Here is a 16,738-nt window from a genome sequence, read left to right as displayed (position 1 = left end):
ATTGTTGCCGCTACCGCTGCTTGTTCGTCCCTGAAATAACGCGTCACCCTGCGCCACGCCGACCACGCTGCCGGTACGCGCCTGACCCCTGGGAGGGGGAAGTCATGAAGACCTACTACCGTACCGTCTCCACCCTGCCGGCGCGCAGCTTGCTGTGCTGCGCCCTTGCCGCTTCGTTGCTGGCCGCCAGCCCGGCCATGGCCCAGTCCAGTAATGCCACCCTGCGCGGGCAGGTCGCCGCATCCCAGACAGGCACCTTGGTGACCGCCACCAATGTCGCCACGGGCACCACGCGACGCGTGGCGACCGGGCCGGACGGCAGCTATGCCCTGGTTGGCCTTCCGCCGGGTACCTACAAGGTGAATGCCGGCCCTGGCACCGAGAAGACGGTGACCCTGTCGGTGGCTTCCTCGGTGAGCCTGAATCTGGGCACTGGCGGCGAGGCGACAACGCCCGCCGATGGCGCCACCACCACCCTGGACACGGTCAAGGTCATCGCCACCTCGCTGCAGGAGGTCAAGACCTCCGAAGTGGGCACCAATGTGTCGCTCAAGCAGATCAACACGGTGCCGCAGCTGACGCGCAACTTCCTGGAGTTCGCCGACACCGTTCCGGGCATGCAGTTCGAGACCGACCCGAACGGCAACAGCCGCATCCGCGGTGGCGCGCAGGCCAGCTCGGCGGTCAACGTCTACATCGACGGCGTGGGCCAGAAGAGCTATCTGTTCGGCGGCGTCTCCGGCCAGGAGCAGAGCGCGGGCAACCCGTTCCCGCAGCTGGCGATCGGCGAGTACAAGGTCATTACCTCCAACTACAAGGCCGAGTTCGACCAGGTGGGGTCGGCGGCGATCGTGGCCTCCACCAAGTCCGGCGGCAACGAGTTCCACGGCGAGATCTTCGGGCGCACCACCAATACCGATTTCCGCGCGCGTCAGGCCGACGAGCGCGCCGGTGCGCCCAATGCCGACGGCAGCAAGCGCCAGACCCACCAGGACGAATACGGCATGGCCTTCAGCGGGCCGATCGTCAAGGACAAGGCGCATTTCTTCGTCAGCTACGAAGGCAAGGGCTTCGAGGTGTCGGCCAATCCGGTCTCGGTGCCGGACAGCTTCAGCGCCCTGAGCGACGACCTGCCAGCCGGCGTGCAAAGCCGCCTGGGTTCGGTCACCCGTCCGTTCAAGGAAGACCTGTACTTCGGCAAGATCGACTGGGACGTGGGCGAGAACGACCGCCTGGAGTTGACCGCCAAGTACCGCGACGAGAAGAGCCGCGACGACGTGGGCGACCGCAACACCGCCATCGCCGGCAAGAACAACCTCAATACCGAAGAGCGCTACGACCTGCGCTGGCAGCATTTTGGCGAACGCTACGTCAACGAGGCGCGTGTCTCCTACGAGGACGTGCTGTTCAACCCCAATGCCTTCACCCTGGGCAACCAGAATATCTATACCCGCGGCGTGGCCGAAGACGATGTGCTGATCCGCGACAACGCCACCAGCGGCCTGGCCATCCAGCGCAAGGGACAGAAAGGCCCAAGCTTCCAGAACGACCTGACCTTCAACAGCATCGACTGGCACGGTAGCCACGTCATCAAGATGGGCGTGAAGTACAAGGAAGTGGAGCTGACCCAGAGCGAAAACTCGACGGTCAATCCTTCGTTCTACTACGCGGTGGCCGATGGCCTGGGAACCTCGGCGATTCCTTACCAGGTGAAGTTCAATCTGCCGTTTGCCGGTGCGGCGCCGTCGGTGACGACCAAGAGCAAGCAGCTGGGCCTGTACATCCAGGACGATTGGGACGTCAACGACAAGCTGCAGTTGAACCTGGGCGTGCGCTGGGATGGCGAGAAGATTCCCTCGTATCTGGATAACGTGACCCCGCCGGAAGTGGTGGCGGCCTTGAACGGCCCCGGCACCGACCCGACGGTGAGCGCCACCTACGCCGAGCAACTGGCCAAGGGCGGCGTCAACATCAACGACTACATCAGCAACGGCCATAACCGTAAGCAGGACAACAACAACTTCGCCCCGCGCCTGGGCTTCTCATACGATTTCCGCGGCGATGAATCGCTGGTGTTGTTCGGCGGTGCCGGGCGCAGCTACGACCGCAACCTGTTCGACATCCTGGGGCTGGAGCAAGTCAAGTCGGCGCTGGCGCAGTACACGCTGCGCTTTGCCGAAGCCGCGCCCGGCTGCACGCCGGCGCCGGGCACCTGCGTCAACTGGAACCCGGCGTACCTGAGCGATCCGTCAAGCCTCGGCAGCCTGGTCAACTCGGGCGTGCGCAACGGCGAGATCGACCTGCTCAACAACGACGTGAAAACGCCTTATTCCGACCAGTATTCGCTGGGCCTGCGCACGCGGCTGGGCGAGTGGAACACCTCGGCCACGCTGTCCTACATCCATAGCAAGGACGGTCTGATCCTCACCTTGGGTAACCGCTACCCCAATGGCGATTTCTTCCAGAATGGCGGCCAGCCGTGGAACGAGAATCCGCCGGGCTTCGGTTCGCTGCTGATCGGCAACAACGGCGTGGAAACCAAGACCGGCCAGCTGCTGCTGTCGGCCGACAAGCCCTATACACAGGAAAGCGGCTGGGGGCTGACCGCGGCCTACACGTTCTCGCGCGCACGCGGCAACCGCGGCAACGATGAGCGCTACGGGTTCGATGCGGCCACCATCGCCGACTACCCGTTCCTTGATCTGAACGCAGTGCCGCGCCATCGCCTGGTGCTGACCGGCATCTACGATTTGTTCTGGGGCATCAGCGCCTCGGCCAAGCTGACCCTGGCCACAGTGCCGCCGCGCAACGAGGCGGTGTCCTACGACCAGTACGGCGGCCAGCCGTCGGAGAACATCCGCATCGTCTCGGTGGATGCACCGGGCGGCAAGTTCATCGCCGGCGGCGGCATCTTCGGCACCCGGCAGCTGGATCTGTCGCTGTCCAAGGACATGCATGTCACCGAGGCATTGACGGTGCAGGTGCGCGGGGATCTGATCAATGCGCTCAACTTCCGCAACTACGACCAGTACGCCATCGACTGGGGCCAGGACGGCGTCTACAACCCGCGCGCCAGCATCAACCAGTACGGCGCGCTGTCCACCTCGCCGCGGACGCTGTTCCTGAGCGCACGCATCATCTGGTAAGTCGCTAGAAACGCCAGCGTCGCCAACGATGTCAGCACAGGGGTGCCGCCTGTGCTGGCGTCTGCGCACGGCACCTGCTCTGATGCATCGTTGGTTTGCATTGCCCGGTGCTTGCCGATGCGCCGTATCGGCCACGCGCCGCCATTGCCTCGCCCGTCTCGACCCGTGCCTGAAGGAGCAAGCACCGTCACCGCAGACCCTTGTTGTTCTTGCAGCCATTGCGGCTATTGTTGCCTGTTGTCCCTGTGTTCCACACCAAAGCACCAACCCAACGCGCCAGTCACTGCACTGCGTCGCGCTTTACCCCTGGGAGGGGGAAAGTCTTGAAGAATCACCGCACCGTCTCCACCCTGCCGGCGCGTAGCCTGTTGTGCTGCGCCCTGGCCGCCTCGTTGTTCGCCACCACACCGGCCATGGCCCAGTCCAGCAACGCCACGTTGCGCGGCCAGGTCGCTTCCGCGCAGAGCGGCAGCGAGGTCGTCGTCACCAATCTCGCCACCGGCTCGGTGCGACGTGCGCCGGTCAATGCGAACGGCAACTACACCATCGTCGGGCTGCAGCCGGACACCTACAAGGTCGAATCCAACGGCATCAGCCGCACGGTGACCCTGTCGGTGGCCTCCAGCGCCATCGTCGATCTGGGTACCGAGACGACTGCGGCGCCGGTCGGCGATGCGACCACGCTGGATACGGTGACGGTCAGCGCGCCGATGATCCGCGACGTCAAGACCTCGGAGGTGGGCAACACCATCAGCGCGCACCAGATCCAGCAATTGCCGCAGGCCACGCGCAACTTCCTGGAGTTTGCCGATACCGTGCCGGGCATGGTGTTTCAGGTCGATGGCAACGGCAACACCAAGCTGCGCGGCGGTGCGTCCAACGCCAGCGCCGGCAATCTCTATATCGATGGCGTGGGCCAGAAGAGCTACGTGCGCAGCGGTGGCGTTGCCGGTCAAAGCGATACGCAGGGCAACCCGTTCCCGCAGCTCGCCATTGGCGAGTACAAGGTGATCACGTCCAACTACAAGGCCGAATACGGCCAGATCAGCGGCGCGGCGATTACCGCAGCCACCAAGTCGGGCACCAACGAGTTCCACGGCGAAGCGTTCTATCGCTACACCGATCAGGATCTACGCGACAAGCGGCCCGACGAAGAAGCCAACGGCAAGATCGATTCGCAGACCAAGGAATACGGTTTTGCGCTGGGCGGGCCCATCATCCAGCACCGCATGCATTTCTTCGTTGCCTACGAAGGCAAGGAAAACGTGGCGCCCAAGAGCGTGCAGCCCAGTTCCGAGGCGGCGGCCTTCGTCAGCCAGCTGCCGGCCAACCTGTCCAGCCAGTACGGCCCGGCCAACATGCCGTTCGAAGAAGACCTGTTGTTCGGCAAGATCGACTTCGAGCCCACCGATCGCGACCGCATCGAACTGAGCACGATCTACCGCGACGAGACGCAGACCGCCAACGTCGGCGGTACCAACACGCTTGCCCAAGCCACCGACAAGATCAACAAGGACAAGCGCACCAACCTGCGTTGGCAGCACAGTGCCGACAACTGGTTCAACGAGGTCATCGTCGGCACCGAAAATTCGGAGAACAACCCGACCCCGCGCACCCTGGGCAACGGCATCGTCTACACCTATTTCCAGCCGCGCTCCGGTTCCACCGATATCGATGAGCGCACGTTCCTCACCACCGGTTCGGCTGGCGGCAAGAACGCGCAGCGCAAGAGCCAGAAGGGCTGGTTCATCCAGAACGATCTGACGTTCACCAGCTTCCAGTGGCATGGCGAACACACCATCAAGATGGGTGTGAACTACAAGGACATCGAGCTCACCTCGCAGGATTCGGCGGCGTTGAATCCGCAGTTTAGCTATCGCGTCAGCAATGGCAGCATTGACCCAACGCCGTACCGGGTTGACTTCATCGCGCCCTACACCACGCCAGGCCAGCGCGCCACCGTGGTCTCGCCGTCCAAGCAGTACGGCATCTATCTGCAGGACGACTGGGCCGCTACCGACAAGTTGATGATCAACATCGGCGTGCGCTGGGATTACGAAGACACCCCGGCCTACACCAACTTCGTCACCTCGCAGGCCTTCGTCGACGCGCTCTATGCCAACGACGCGGAAAATCCCGGCCAGCCGTGGGCCAATCGTCTGCTGCCCAGCGGCATCAACGTGGCCGACTACATCAGCACCGGCAACAACCGCAAGAACTTCAAGGATGCCTGGGCGCCGCGCTTCGGCTTCTCGTATGACATCTTCGGCGACGAAGCGGCCATTGTGCATGGTGGTGCCGCGCGCTCGTACGATCGCAACCTGTTCGAACAGTTGGCGCTGGAAACCAGCAAGGCGGCGTTGTCGCCAGTGGCGGTGTATTTCGAAAATCCGGCAACCCAGCAGTGCTATCGCGCCGACCGTACCTGCGTGGCGTTCGACCCGCGGTATCTCAACGGCATCGATCAGCTCAACACCATTCCCGGTGTGTCCGGCAGCGCCGAGCTCTTCATGTTCAACAACAAGCTCAAGACGCCGTACAGCGACCAGTACAGCATCGGCATCACCAACCAGATAGGCGACTGGCTGACCGATGTGACCTTCCAGCGCATCCTGAGCTACGACGGCTTTGCGATGGGCCTGATCAACCGCTATCCGGATGGCGCCTATTTCCAGAACGGCAACGTGCCGTGGGGCGAGCCGGTGCCGGGCTACCAGAACACCATCCTGGGCAGCAACGGCCTGGAGCAGCGCAACAGCCAGGTGCTGTTGTCAGCCGACAAGCCCTACACCAAGGAATCCGGTTGGGGCCTGACCTTGTCCTACACCCACACCAGCGCGCGCCAGAATCGCAATATCGATGAGCCCTACGGCTTCGACAAGGCCACGATCCACGACTACCCGTTCGTCAAATCCGACGCGGTGGCCGCGCATCGCTTCGTCGCTTCCGGCTCGATCGACGGCCCGTGGGGGGTGACCTTCGGTGCGAAGCTGGTGTTGGCCACGCCCGAGTCGATCAACACGATCGCCTGCTTCGGCTTCACCGACCCGATGGCGCCACCTGCCAGCAAGTCGGCGTCACCCCGCCAGGCAGCGGCAAGTTCCTGGTGGGCGGCGATATCTGGGGCTACCGCACGGTGGACTTCCAGGCCACAAAGGAGTTCACCGTGGCCGGCGACTTCAAGCTCAATGCACGTGTAAACCTGCTCAACGCGTTCAACTTCAAGAACTACAGCGCGTACGCCTACAACGGCTTCGGCAGCAATGGTCAGTTCGCTCCGGACATCGCCATCAACACCAGTGGCGAGATCAACTACGTGCCACGCAGTGTCGTGCTGGAGATCGGCGCCAAGTTCTGATGCGTGCCTTGCCACATGCGCCGGGACGGGCATGTGGCCTGTCGAACGGGGCCAATTGGCCCCGTTCGCGTATTCGTCCGCTGTCTTTGCTCAGGAATGCATCCGCATGATTCCCGCTCCACCTCGCAACATCGTCATTGTCGGCGGCAGCACCGCCGGCTGGATGGCGGCCGCCGCGTTTGCGCGCGTGCTTGGGCCCACCTTCAAGGTGCAGCTGATCGAGTCCGAACAGCTTGGCACCGTCGGTGTGGGCGAAGCCACCGTGCCGCACATCAAGGCCTTCAATAACCTGCTCGGCATCGATGAGGCCGAGTTCGTGCGCCAGACCCAGGGCAGCTTCAAACTCGGTATCGAGTTCGTCGACTGGCAACGCCCCGGCCGTAAGTACATGCATGGTTTCGGCACCCAGATCGGGCACCCGCTGGGGCTATTGCCGTTCCACCAATACTGGATCAAACAACACGCCCGCGGCAAAGCGCAGCCGCTGGGGGCGTACACGCTCAACACCGTGGCGGCCACGCGCGGCAAATTCATGACCTCGGCCGGCGACGTGCCGGCCAACTCGCCGCTGGCCAACATCGCCTACGCCTACCACTTCGATGCCACGCAGTACGCGCATTTTCTACGTCTCTATTCGGAGCAACGCGGCGTTACCCGCATCGAAGGGTTGGTCGAGCAGGTGCAGCTGCATCCGGAAAGCGGCCATGTGCAATCGTTGCAGCTGGCCTCCGGGCAGGTGATCAAAGGCGACCTGTTCATCGATTGCTCCAGCTTCCGTGGGCTGCTGATCGAAGACGCGCTGCACACGGGCTATCACGATTTCACCCATTGGCTGCCCTGCGATCGCGCGCTGGCGGTGCCCTGCGAAAAAGTGGGCCCACCCACGCCGTACACGCGCTCCACCGCGCGCGCGGCCGGCTGGCAGTGGCGCATTCCGCTGCAACACCGCACCGGCAACGGCTACGTGTATTGCAGCGCGCACATCAGCGACGACGAAGCCGCCGCCACGCTGCTCGCCAATCTGGACGGCAAGCCGCTGGCCGACCCGCGCCCGCTGCGCTTCACTACCGGCCGGCGCAAGCAATGCTGGAACCGCAATGTCGTCGCGCTGGGCCTGGCCAGCGGATTTCTGGAGCCACTGGAATCGACCAGCATCCATCTGATCCAGTCCGGCATTTCCAAATTGCTGGAGCTGTTCCCGCGCGAGGGCATCAGCCCGGTGCTGGTGCAGCGCTACAACGACCGGCTGGCATTCGAGTTCGACCGCATCCGCGATTTTCTGCTGCTGCACTACCACGCCACCGGACGCGACGACAGCGCGTTCTGGCGGCATTGCCGCCACATGCCGATCACCTCGGAGCTACAGAGCACCTTGGATCTTTTCCGCGACAGCGGGCGCTTCTATCGCAATGCCGAAGAAATGTTTGCCGAGATCAGCTGGGTGCAGGTGATGGTGGGCCAGGGCATCCTGCCGCAGGGGTATCACCCGCTGGTGGACCAGGTGCCCGACCGCGACGCCGAAGGCTTCCTGACCAGCGTGGCGCAGACCATTTCGCACTGCGTGGATGTGATGCCCAGCCACCAGCAATTCATCGACCGCTATTGCAAGGCAGCGGCGCTGCCGTAGGTACGTTGGTTGGCACTGCGGCTTGAGCTGATGTCCAGAGTGGTGGCAGTTGCGGTTGGCCGATCCGGATGCAGAGATCCAAGCATGCAGTACCGGCGCAGTCCGCTTGGGCGTCCAGGCGATGCATGCTCGCTGGTGCAGCGGGCAACGCACCATCGACTGCCATCAGGCGGCCAGCCACCGCCGCCGGTCACCGCGACATGCACGACGTGCCGGCCAAAAAAAAGGGATCGGGCACAAGGCGCGATCCCTTCGAAAGCCGGGACAAGCCCGGTGGACAATGAGTGACACAGCTTCCGACTGACATCGGACGCCGGCATGTTAACGAGACTTTTACGTTAAAGCAATGCTTTAATTATTGTTGTCTAAGAAGTTGATTTAATTGAATTTCTAGCAGCGCTCGCGGCTGCTCAGCGGCATTACTAAGCCAGTGCTGCGCGGATCTCCGCCTGGATGGCGGTGGCAGCCGCTGCAGGGTCGCTCGCCAGGCGGATCGGGCGGCCAACGACAATCGCGTCGGCCCCGTCGTTCAATGCTTGCGCCACGCCCACCGTGCGTTGCTGGTCGTCGCCGACCGGACCGCCGGGGCGGATGCCGGGGCAGACGATCGAAAACGCCGGACCGGTGGCACGGCGGATCGGGCCCGCTTCCTGGCCGGAGGCGATGACGCCATCGATACCGGCGGCCTGCGCAGCCAGCGCGCGCTCCACCACCACCTCCACCGGTTCGCGGCCGATGCCCATTGCCGCCAGGTCTGCGCGGCCCATCGAGGTCAGCACCGTGACCGCCAGCAGGCGCATATCGCCGTGGTTGGCGTCGGCGGCAGCCTGCAGCATGCCGGCGTGCCAGCCGTGCACGGTGCAATAGCTCACCGGCCACTGCGCCAGGCGGCGGATGGTGCCGGCCACGGTGGCAGGAATGTCGAAGAACTTGAGGTCCACAAACACGCGCTTGTCGCGCTTGGCCAGCGCGTCGAGCACGTGGAAGTACTCGCCCGATGCCAGCAACTCCATGCCGATCTTGTAGAACGACACCGAATCGCCGAGCCGGTCCACCCAGGCGATCGCTTCGTCGTGGCCGGGCACATCCAGCGCGAAGATCAGCCGCTCATGCGCGGCCAGCGGCAAGGGCGTGCGGCTCATCGGGCCACCTCCAGCGCAGCGCGCTTGGCATCGTGGCGCTTTTGCCAGGGTTGCGCGTAATCGTTATTGAACTGCGCCGGCTCCCAGCCGCTGTAGCTGGGGTGGGGCAGCATCCACCAGCGTTCACCAAACCAGTCATGGTACTGCTGCAGCAACGCGCCACGCGCCTGGCCGGTGTTGGCGGTGACCTGCACGAAGTCGCCCAGCTGGTCGCCGAACTGCATCAGCACGCGGTACTTCTGTCCGGCCAACTGGCGGCGGCAGTTCTTTTCGCTGCCGTTCTGCTCGCAGCCGGGCACCACCGTGCCCAGGCCGAGAAAGACGCTGTCGTCGGCCACCGGCAAGGCCACGCTGCGCAGATTGGCCAAGGTGGCGTCCTTCAGGTGCACCGCACGATTGGAAATGTAGATCAGGGTGATGCCGCGGGCGTTGGCGGCCTTGGCGAAATCCACCACGCCGGGGATCGGCTTGGCCTTCTTCTCGGCCACCCACTGGTCCCAGCTCAGCTCGTCGTATTCCTTGCCATCGCGCAGCAGGCGCGCCTGGTAGGGCGAGTTGTCCAGCACGGTCTCGTCCACATCCAGCACCACCGCCGGCTTCAAGCCGGTGGCGGCATTGCCGTGTTCTTCCGGCACCAGCGCGTCCCAATTGGGCTGCTTGAGCGCGTTATCGAGCTTGTCGGCAGCGGCGCGGTAGGTCTGCTCGGCCACGGCGCGGTATTCCTCCGAGCGCTGCATCCACAGCACCGCATTGAGGTTGTCGTCCCCGGCCGGTGCGGTGGTGGACGACGTCGCGGCCTTGCCGGCCGCAGCGCTGGCGTCGGCATTGGCAGTTGCGGCGGCTTCCTGCGCCTGCGGGGCTGGCTGCGTGTCGGCGGGCTTGCAGGCGCTCAGGGCCAGCGCGGTGCAGGCGATAAGGGACAACGGAGCGTAAAGCGAGGAGCGCATGGCATCCACCGTGACAGGGATCGGCAATAAAGCCTGCGATTTTAGCCGGTTCGCGCCGCATCGCTCGCGCTGGCCGAGGCAGCGCCGTTGGTTGACACAGGCGCACGGCTGACGCTCGCCGCGATGCCGGTCGTCATACACGCTGGGCTGCATCGGTCTTCCACACGATTGCGGGCATGTGCCCATGCCTGGATGCCCAGACCGGTTGCCAGCGCACGACGCCCACATGCGCGATACCGTCAATGTCGTCGGCCACCTGGCATAGCGTCGCAGCGGAAGAACGCCGGCAGCGGATCGGCATATCCTTGTGCGCTGATTGCCTACCGGAGTCATCCATGACAGAGACCTCGCCCCCGCTCGTCCTCGACACCGCCCAGGCCCGCGTGCTCGGCTGTTTGATCGAAAAAGAGGCCACCACGCCGAACACGTACCCGCTCACCGTCAACGCTGCGCAGGTGGCCGCGAATCAGAAGACCACGCGCGAGCCGGTGCTGAACCTGCAGACCGGTGTGGTGCACCACGCGCTGCGCCAGCTGGAAAGCCTGGGCCTGGTGCGCCAGCAGTTTTCTTCGCGTGCCGAGCGTTACGAACACCGCCTGGGCAGCGTGCTGGATCTGACCCGCCAGCAGGTCGCACTGATCGGCCTGCTGCTGTTGCGCGGCCCGCAGACGCTGGGCGAGCTGTACGCGCGCAGCGAACGGCTGGCGCGTTTCAACGATGCCGAAGACGTGCGCCATCACCTGGAGCGGCTGATCCAGCGTGGTCTGGCCGCACAGCTGCCGCGCGCCAGCGGTCAGCGCGAAGACCGCTACGCGCATCTGCTCAGCGGCGACCTCGATGTGGAGGCGCTGCAGGCTGCCGCCGCGCGTGCGGCCCCCAGCGCGCGCAGCGGCAGCGACACCAGCGACCTGGAAGCGCGCGTGCAGACACTGGAAGCGACGATCGTCGAACTGCAGGAAGCGCTCGCGGCGGTACAGGCGCGGCTGGACGCGGCTGGCGCCTGATCGTCGGCGGTACCCCGCCGACGGCTGCAGCGGCGGCGCGGCAGGTGTGCCGCAGCATCGGCGCCTGTTGCATCGGGTGATCAGGCAGTTGCCGGATCCGATACCCATCACGGCGCGCAGAGGCATGCGGCATCGCCCACAAGACCCGCACTGCCTTGTCGCCCGGCTGCACTCTGTCAGTCTGCGCACGTGCCGGATGGAGGCACCGGCCCGTCCTGCCGCGGCAGTGCAGCCGCACTGCCCGCGCTTGAGCGCCAGGGCCGGGGCACGCCAACCTCAGGTCGACGTGTCCACCTCGTCCCACTCGGCATCTTCGAAGTGCAGTAGCCAGTTGAGCGCGTAATGCCGCTCATACACCACGCCCGGCATGATGCCGGCAGGCACCGGCTGACCGGATTGGCCGGCCTGGCGGACCGCCCAGTGCAGGCGCAGGTGGCGGTCCAGCGTGTCCAGCAGCTCGGGGAGCGGGCGTAGCGCCAGCGTCGGGCGCTCAGCGGCTTGCGCGTTGTCCAGCGCGCCCTGTGCGGCCAGGGGCACATCGCACAGGGCGGTGGGCTCCGGCAATGTGTCGGCCAACCCCAAGGCCCATTGCAGCACGGCCAGGGCTTCGTAGCGCCAGCCGAAGTTGGCCAGCACCTGCGCGTCCTCGGCGAAGAAGGCGCGCTCCTGCGGCGACAGCGCCGCGGCCACGCCGGGAAGGCGCGTTTCCACCTCGTCCAGCGACGGCGGCGTATCGCCGGCGGCCAGGATTTCTGCCCGCAGCGCCACCGCAAACAACGCCAGCATGCGCTGACTGACGACTGCCGCATCGCGTACGCGTGCTTCGACCTGGCCGGGCACCGGCGGCAGGCTGGGCGGCACGCGGATGCCTTGCACGGTCAGCAGGGAAAGTTGCTGCGCGCGCCGCTGCAACGCATCGGGAGGATACGGCACCTGCGCATCGTCGTTGATCGCCGGCTCGCCCTGGCTGATCAGCACCCGGCCCTGCGGGTCGCGCACGCTGCCATCGGCCAGGAAACACACTGCATTGGCCTGCTCGGCCCACTGCGCCAGCGCGCCGAAGTCCGCATCGTCGACCTCGAAACTGAAGTGCTGGCGCACCCGTTGCACATGCCGCATCAGGTGATAGCGCGATTGCGTCATCTGCCCATCGCCGGCCTGATTCACGTAGCCGACGAAGCCATGCACGTGATCTGTCAGCTCCGGATCGGCATGGTCGCGGTGCTGCACGGCCGCCTGCGGCAGAAAGTCCGGCCACAGCGGCGCGCACAGCGTGGAATAGGCGTTGACCAACAGTGCCATGCAGGCATCCCTGCGCAGTGGAAAACAACCGGCAGGGTGACGTAGCGCCGCTCAGCTGTCCACGCCACCAGGGCCGAGGTCGATCGTGTAGTACGCCACGGCCTCGGTGCCGGGACTCAGCACCCGCAGGCTGTCGTAGCGCAGCCCCAGCGCTTCCAGTGCGCGGATCGACTCCGCATTGCCTGGCGAAACGATCGCGCACATCTGGGTCAATCCCAGTCCCTGGCGTGCATGCTCCAGCACCGCACGCCCGGCCTCGGTCACATAGCCCTTGCCGCGATACGCGGGCAACAACGCGAAACCGATATGCGGCACCGGCAAGGTCTCGCGGCACAACGGGCCCAAGGTGCCCATGAAGGTGCTTCCGTCGCGCGTTTCCAGCGCCCAGTGCGCGAAGCCGTGTTGTTGCTGATGCGCCTGCGCCCATTCGCGCACATGCTCGCGCGCCTGCTCGCGGGTGCGGATGCCGCGATCGTTGATGCCGGCGATGAACGCAGGATCGTTGACCAGCGCCAGCATCGCCTCGGCAGCGCGCTCGGGGTCGAGCAGACGCAAGCGCACGCGTGCGGTTTCGAGGATGACGGTCACGGCGCACTCCGTTGGCGGGAGCCTCAGACCGCCGTGCGGCAGTGGCACTGACAAGCCATGACGATCGCACGCATGGCCACGCTGCTCGACGCGCAAGGTCGGCGATGTCACGCGGGTTGGGTGGTGCAACTGGCGCGCACCACCGGTGCGTCGTGCCGGCCATCGGCGCGTTGCCGGCTTGCATCGTTGGCCGGCAGCGCTTCGGCTTGGGACGGCTAACTTCAGCGCTAGCCATCATGCCGCGCCTGCATGCCAGCTGCTCCGCTTCTGTGGCGGGCCGCATGCCTCAGCGCGTAGTGCGCACGTCAAGCGCCGTCACTGGGCCTTGATGGACTTCTCTCTGCCAACATTGCAGGTCATTCCACGATGCGCTCCGTCCTTGCGCACGTGGTGCCGTGCAGTGCAGCCGGCTCAGGAGGCTAAGCGCCAGGCACGCTTCGCAACCGATGTGTGCCACGCACGCACCAGCAGTGCCTCCGGCACACGCCCAGCGCCGTCTTGCGTGCCAGGCTCAGCTCTTGATGCATGTGGCACAAAGCTGCCCGCGCGGCTCAGTGGAACTCAGTCGAACAACGCCTGGATCGCTGCCAATCCCGCACTGGCGCGTTCCTTCTTGCGCTCGGCGTCGGCCACCGGATCGGCGCCATCGCGCTGCAGTTCTTCGGCCGGAATCTCATCGAAAAACCGGCTCGGCTTCAGTCGCACATGCTCGCCGAACTTGCGCGTCAGCTTGCTGTGACTCATCCACAACTGCTCCTTGGCGCGGGTGATGCCCACGTACAGCAGGCGACGCTCTTCCTGCAAATTGCCTTCTTCCAGGCTCACTTCGTGCGGCAGCACGCCGTCCTCGCAGCCGACGATGAAGACATAGCGAAATTCCAGTCCCTTGGACGCATGCATGGTCATCATGCGCACCTGGTTGCCGCCATCGTCCTTGTCGTTGCGCGACAGCAACGCCAACTGCGCAGCCAGATCGCTGGCGCTTGCACCGCGCGGGCCACCTTCGAACCACTCGGCCAGCTCGTCCAGATTGCGCTTACGCCGCTGGAAGCCGGTCTCGTCCTTGGACTGATTGCGCAGGTCGTTGAGCAGGCCGGACTTGTCGGCCAGCATGCGCACCAGCTCGCCGGCCGGCATGCTGGACGAGTGCTCGCGCATATCGCGCAGGATGTCGGTAAACGCACTCAAACCGTTGGCTGCACGCGGCGGCAAATGCTGCAGGGCACCCATCGACTCGGCCGCACGCGACATCGGCACCGACTTGGCGCTGGCCAGCTCGGCCAGACGCGCCAGCGAGGTCGCACCGACTTCGCGCTTGGGCGACTGCACGGCACGCAAGAACGCCGCGTCGTCGTCCGGGTTGACGATCAACCGCAACCACGACAGCAGATCCTTGACCTCCTGCCGCTCCAGAAACGCGGTACCGCCGGTGAGGTGATACGGCACGCGCAACAGCTGCAGCGCTTTTTCAAGCGGCCGCGACTGGAAGTTGCCACGGAACAGGATGCAGAAATCGCTCCACGGCACCTGCTTGGCAGTGCCCAGGAACGAGATCTCCGCAGCGACCTTTTCGGCCTCGTGCTCGCTGTCGCGACATTCCCACACGCGGATGCGCTCGCCGTCGGCCTGGTCGCTCCACAAGGTCTTCAAGTGTTCGTGCGGGTTATGCGCGATCAACGCGTTGGCCGCGCGCAGCACGCGGTTGGAGCAGCGGTAGTTCTGCTCCAGCTTGATGATTTCCAGCGCCGGATAATCGCGCGCCATCTGCTGCAGGTTTTCCGGATTGGCGCCGCGCCAGGCATAGATGCTCTGGTCGTCGTCGCCCACGCAGGTGAAGTTGCCGCGCGGCCCGGCCAGCATCTTCAGCAGCCGGTACTGCGCATCGTTGGTGTCCTGGCACTCGTCCACCAGCAGGTAGCCGATGCGCTCGCGCCAGCCCATCACGATGTCTTCGTTGGCTTTCAGGATCTGCACCGGCAGGCGGATCAGGTCGTCGAAATCCACTGCGTTGAAGTTGGTCAACCGCGCCTGGTAGCGCTCGTACAAACTGGCCGCTTCCTTCTCGCGGGTGCTGCGTGCCGCCGCCATCGCCTGCTCCGGCGACAGCCCGGCGTTCTTGGCGCGCGAGATTAGGTTCTTGGCGTCCTCGATGGCATCGGGCTTGGCACCATGCATCAGGTCCTTGATCTGCGCGGCGGCATCGTCCGAATCGAAGATCGAAAAGCCGCCCTTCAAACCGGCGGCGGCATGCTCGATCTGCAGGAACTTCAGCCCCAGCGCGTGGAAGGTGCAGATGGTCAGGCCGTCGGCACCATCGCCGCGGATGCGTTTGGCCACACGCTCGCGCATTTCCTTGGCCGATTTGTTGGTGAAGGTGATCGCGGCGATGCGCTTGGCCGGATAGCGGCCGATGGCGATCAGATGCGCGATCTTTTCCACGATCACACGCGTCTTGCCGCTGCCGGCGCCGGCCAGCACCAACAAGGGACCTTCGCAGTGCAGCACCGCGGCGCTTTGCGGGGGATTGAGACCGTACATAGAGGCTTCCGACAGAGCGCGCCATTGTACCGGGGCTGCTTGCGGCTGGCCGGCACGATGGATTCATGTCTCCCGTGCCGCTAGCCCTTGCCCATCACCGGAGGCTGCGCTCCCCTCCGCTCGACGGCAGGCGTTGCCCCCATCCGGCCACGCCATCGCCGCACCCACAGGCGCCGCATCCGGCCGCCCGGCCCGGTAAAATCGCCCGATGGCCAAGCTCTATTTCTACTATTCGGCGATGAATGCCGGCAAGACCACCACCTTGCTGCAGTCCGCGCACAATTACCGCGAGCGTGGCATGCGCACGCTGATCCTCACGCCCAAGCTCGATCACCGCGCCGGCAGCGGCGTGGTCGCCTCGCGCATCGGCCTGCGCGCGGATGGGCGTATCTTCGAGCGCGACACCGAGTTGCAACAGCTGGTCGAACGCGACATCCACAACGACGGCGCGTTGCACTGCGTGTTGGTGGACGAAGCGCAATTCCTCAACCGTGCGCAGGTCTGGCAGTTGAGCGAGGTGGTCGACCGTCTGCGGATTCCGGTGCTGTGTTACGGCTTGCGTACCGATTTTCGCGGCGAGTTGTTCGAAGGCAGCCAATTCCTGCTGGCCTGGGCCGACGAGCTGGAAGAGATCAAGACCATCTGCCACAGCGGCAGCAAGGCGACCATGACCGTCCGTGTGGATGCACACGGGCACGCGGTGCAGGACGGACCGCAGGTGGAGATCGGCGGCAACGAGCGCTATGTGTCGGTCAGCCGCGCCGAGTTCAAGAAGATCATGCGCGGCGAGGGCCGCATCGATCCGCTGCAGATCGCCTTGCCGCTGCCGGTTGCCTAGGGAACCTCTGAACAACGCGCCAAAAAAGCGCGACACTATCGTTTCGGAGTGAGGAGACATCACATGCAACTGACGTTCGGTGACGCTGAGGGCCTGGGCAAGCGCAAGCAAACCCGTCGCGAGATTTTCCTGGCCGAGATGGAGCAGGTCGTTCCGTGGCAGCAACTGCTTGCCCTGATCGCGCCGCACTATCCGGTATCGGGGCGGCCCGGTCGGCAGCCGTACGCACTGGCGACGAGGTTGCGGAT

At 64.9% G+C, this 16,738-nt stretch carries 11 protein-coding genes and 1 pseudogene; 7 read left to right on the top strand and 5 right to left on the bottom strand.

Annotated elements, in window-relative coordinates; genetic code table 11:
• Window positions 1-104 precede the first annotated feature (104 nt).
• The 3 genes and pseudogenes from XAXN_RS06520 to XAXN_RS06505 all read left to right on the top strand — a co-directional run bounded on the left by XAXN_RS06520 (window position 105) and on the right by XAXN_RS06505 (window position 8,131).
• Window positions 105-3,146, top strand: a complete 3,042-nt coding sequence (locus tag XAXN_RS06520; RefSeq protein WP_054318950.1) for a TonB-dependent receptor — start codon at window positions 105-107, stop codon at window positions 3,144-3,146.
• A 323-nt stretch (window positions 3,147-3,469) separates the two neighbouring features.
• Window positions 3,470-6,504 (top strand): annotated as a pseudogene (locus tag XAXN_RS06510) (TonB-dependent receptor).
• Window positions 6,505-6,610: 106 nt separating this feature from the next.
• Entirely contained in the window at window positions 6,611-8,131 is a 1,521-nt protein-coding gene (locus tag XAXN_RS06505; protein WP_054318966.1) for a tryptophan halogenase family protein, read from the top strand.
• Window positions 8,132-8,553: 422 nt separating this feature from the next.
• Here XAXN_RS06505 and pyrF read toward each other — a convergent pair whose 3' ends face one another.
• Together pyrF and XAXN_RS06495 are read right to left on the bottom strand one after the other, a co-directional pair.
• The gene (pyrF, locus tag XAXN_RS06500) at window positions 8,554-9,273 is read right to left on the bottom strand and encodes an orotidine-5'-phosphate decarboxylase (RefSeq protein WP_054318949.1); all 720 of its coding nucleotides are present in this window, start codon (window positions 9,271-9,273) and stop codon (window positions 8,554-8,556) included.
• The gene (locus tag XAXN_RS06495) at window positions 9,270-10,229 is read right to left on the bottom strand and encodes a 5'-nucleotidase, lipoprotein e(P4) family (protein WP_054318965.1); all 960 of its coding nucleotides are present in this window, start codon (window positions 10,227-10,229) and stop codon (window positions 9,270-9,272) included. Before XAXN_RS06495 ends, pyrF begins: the two co-directional genes overlap by 4 nt.
• 326 nt (window positions 10,230-10,555) lie before the next feature.
• Between XAXN_RS06495 and XAXN_RS06490 the strand changes: the two genes are divergently transcribed.
• Window positions 10,556-11,224 (top strand): YceH family protein, encoded by a 669-nt coding sequence (locus XAXN_RS06490; RefSeq protein WP_054318948.1) that lies wholly within the window; start codon window positions 10,556-10,558, stop codon window positions 11,222-11,224.
• A gap of 276 nt (window positions 11,225-11,500) precedes the next feature.
• Here the strand turns inward: XAXN_RS06490 and XAXN_RS06485 are convergent, their stop codons facing one another.
• Both XAXN_RS06485 and XAXN_RS06480 read right to left on the bottom strand, forming a co-directional pair.
• Window positions 11,501-12,526 (bottom strand): DUF4272 domain-containing protein, encoded by a 1,026-nt coding sequence (locus XAXN_RS06485; protein ID WP_054318947.1) that lies wholly within the window; start codon window positions 12,524-12,526, stop codon window positions 11,501-11,503.
• Window positions 12,527-12,577: 51 nt separating this feature from the next.
• On the bottom strand, window positions 12,578-13,114 hold the full coding sequence (locus tag XAXN_RS06480; protein ID WP_134980089.1) for a GNAT family N-acetyltransferase: 537 nt from the start codon (window positions 13,112-13,114) through the stop codon (window positions 12,578-12,580).
• 57 nt (window positions 13,115-13,171) lie between these two features.
• Between XAXN_RS06480 and XAXN_RS22415 the strand changes: the two genes are divergently transcribed.
• Window positions 13,172-13,333, top strand: coding sequence for a hypothetical protein (locus tag XAXN_RS22415; RefSeq protein ID WP_164514223.1), 162 nt, complete (start codon window positions 13,172-13,174; stop codon window positions 13,331-13,333).
• A 342-nt stretch (window positions 13,334-13,675) separates the two neighbouring features.
• On the opposite strand, the gene rep is transcribed toward XAXN_RS22415, so the two are convergent.
• A complete protein-coding gene (rep, locus tag XAXN_RS06470) occupies window positions 13,676-15,652 on the bottom strand; it encodes a DNA helicase Rep (RefSeq protein ID WP_054318946.1) in 1,977 nt (658 codons plus the stop codon).
• Window positions 15,653-15,860: 208 nt separating this feature from the next.
• Here rep and XAXN_RS06465 point away from each other — a divergent pair, with 208 nt between their 5' ends.
• Complete coding sequence (locus tag XAXN_RS06465) at window positions 15,861-16,490, top strand: thymidine kinase (protein ID WP_054318945.1); 630 nt, start codon at window positions 15,861-15,863, stop codon at window positions 16,488-16,490.
• A gap of 63 nt (window positions 16,491-16,553) precedes the next feature.
• Window positions 16,554-16,738: transposase (locus XAXN_RS06460; RefSeq protein WP_485129894.1), on the top strand; the 185-nt coding region annotated here is incomplete at its 3' end.

Source organism: Xanthomonas axonopodis (assembly GCF_001304695.1).
GTDB lineage: Bacteria > Pseudomonadota > Gammaproteobacteria > Xanthomonadales > Xanthomonadaceae > Xanthomonas > Xanthomonas axonopodis.
Note: the sequence above shows the minus strand (reverse complement) of the source record. Positions and strands in the feature narration are given on the sequence as shown.

Excerpts from the sequence above, each read along its gene's own strand:
- XAXN_RS06505 (WP_054318966.1), top strand. The coding sequence starts at position 6,611 with ATGATTCCCGCTCCACCTCGCAACATCGTCATTGTCGGCGGCAGCACC.
- pyrF (WP_054318949.1), bottom strand. The coding sequence starts at position 9,273 with ATGAGCCGCACGCCCTTGCCGCTGGCCGCGCATGAGCGGCTGATCTTC.
- XAXN_RS22415 (WP_164514223.1), top strand. The coding sequence starts at position 13,172 with ATGACGATCGCACGCATGGCCACGCTGCTCGACGCGCAAGGTCGGCGA.
- XAXN_RS06485 (WP_054318947.1), bottom strand. The coding sequence starts at position 12,526 with ATGGCACTGTTGGTCAACGCCTATTCCACGCTGTGCGCGCCGCTGTGG.
- XAXN_RS06465 (WP_054318945.1), top strand. The coding sequence starts at position 15,861 with ATGGCCAAGCTCTATTTCTACTATTCGGCGATGAATGCCGGCAAGACC.
- rep (WP_054318946.1), bottom strand. The coding sequence starts at position 15,652 with ATGTACGGTCTCAATCCCCCGCAAAGCGCCGCGGTGCTGCACTGCGAA.
- XAXN_RS06520 (WP_054318950.1), top strand. The coding sequence starts at position 105 with ATGAAGACCTACTACCGTACCGTCTCCACCCTGCCGGCGCGCAGCTTG.
- XAXN_RS06490 (WP_054318948.1), top strand. The coding sequence starts at position 10,556 with ATGACAGAGACCTCGCCCCCGCTCGTCCTCGACACCGCCCAGGCCCGC.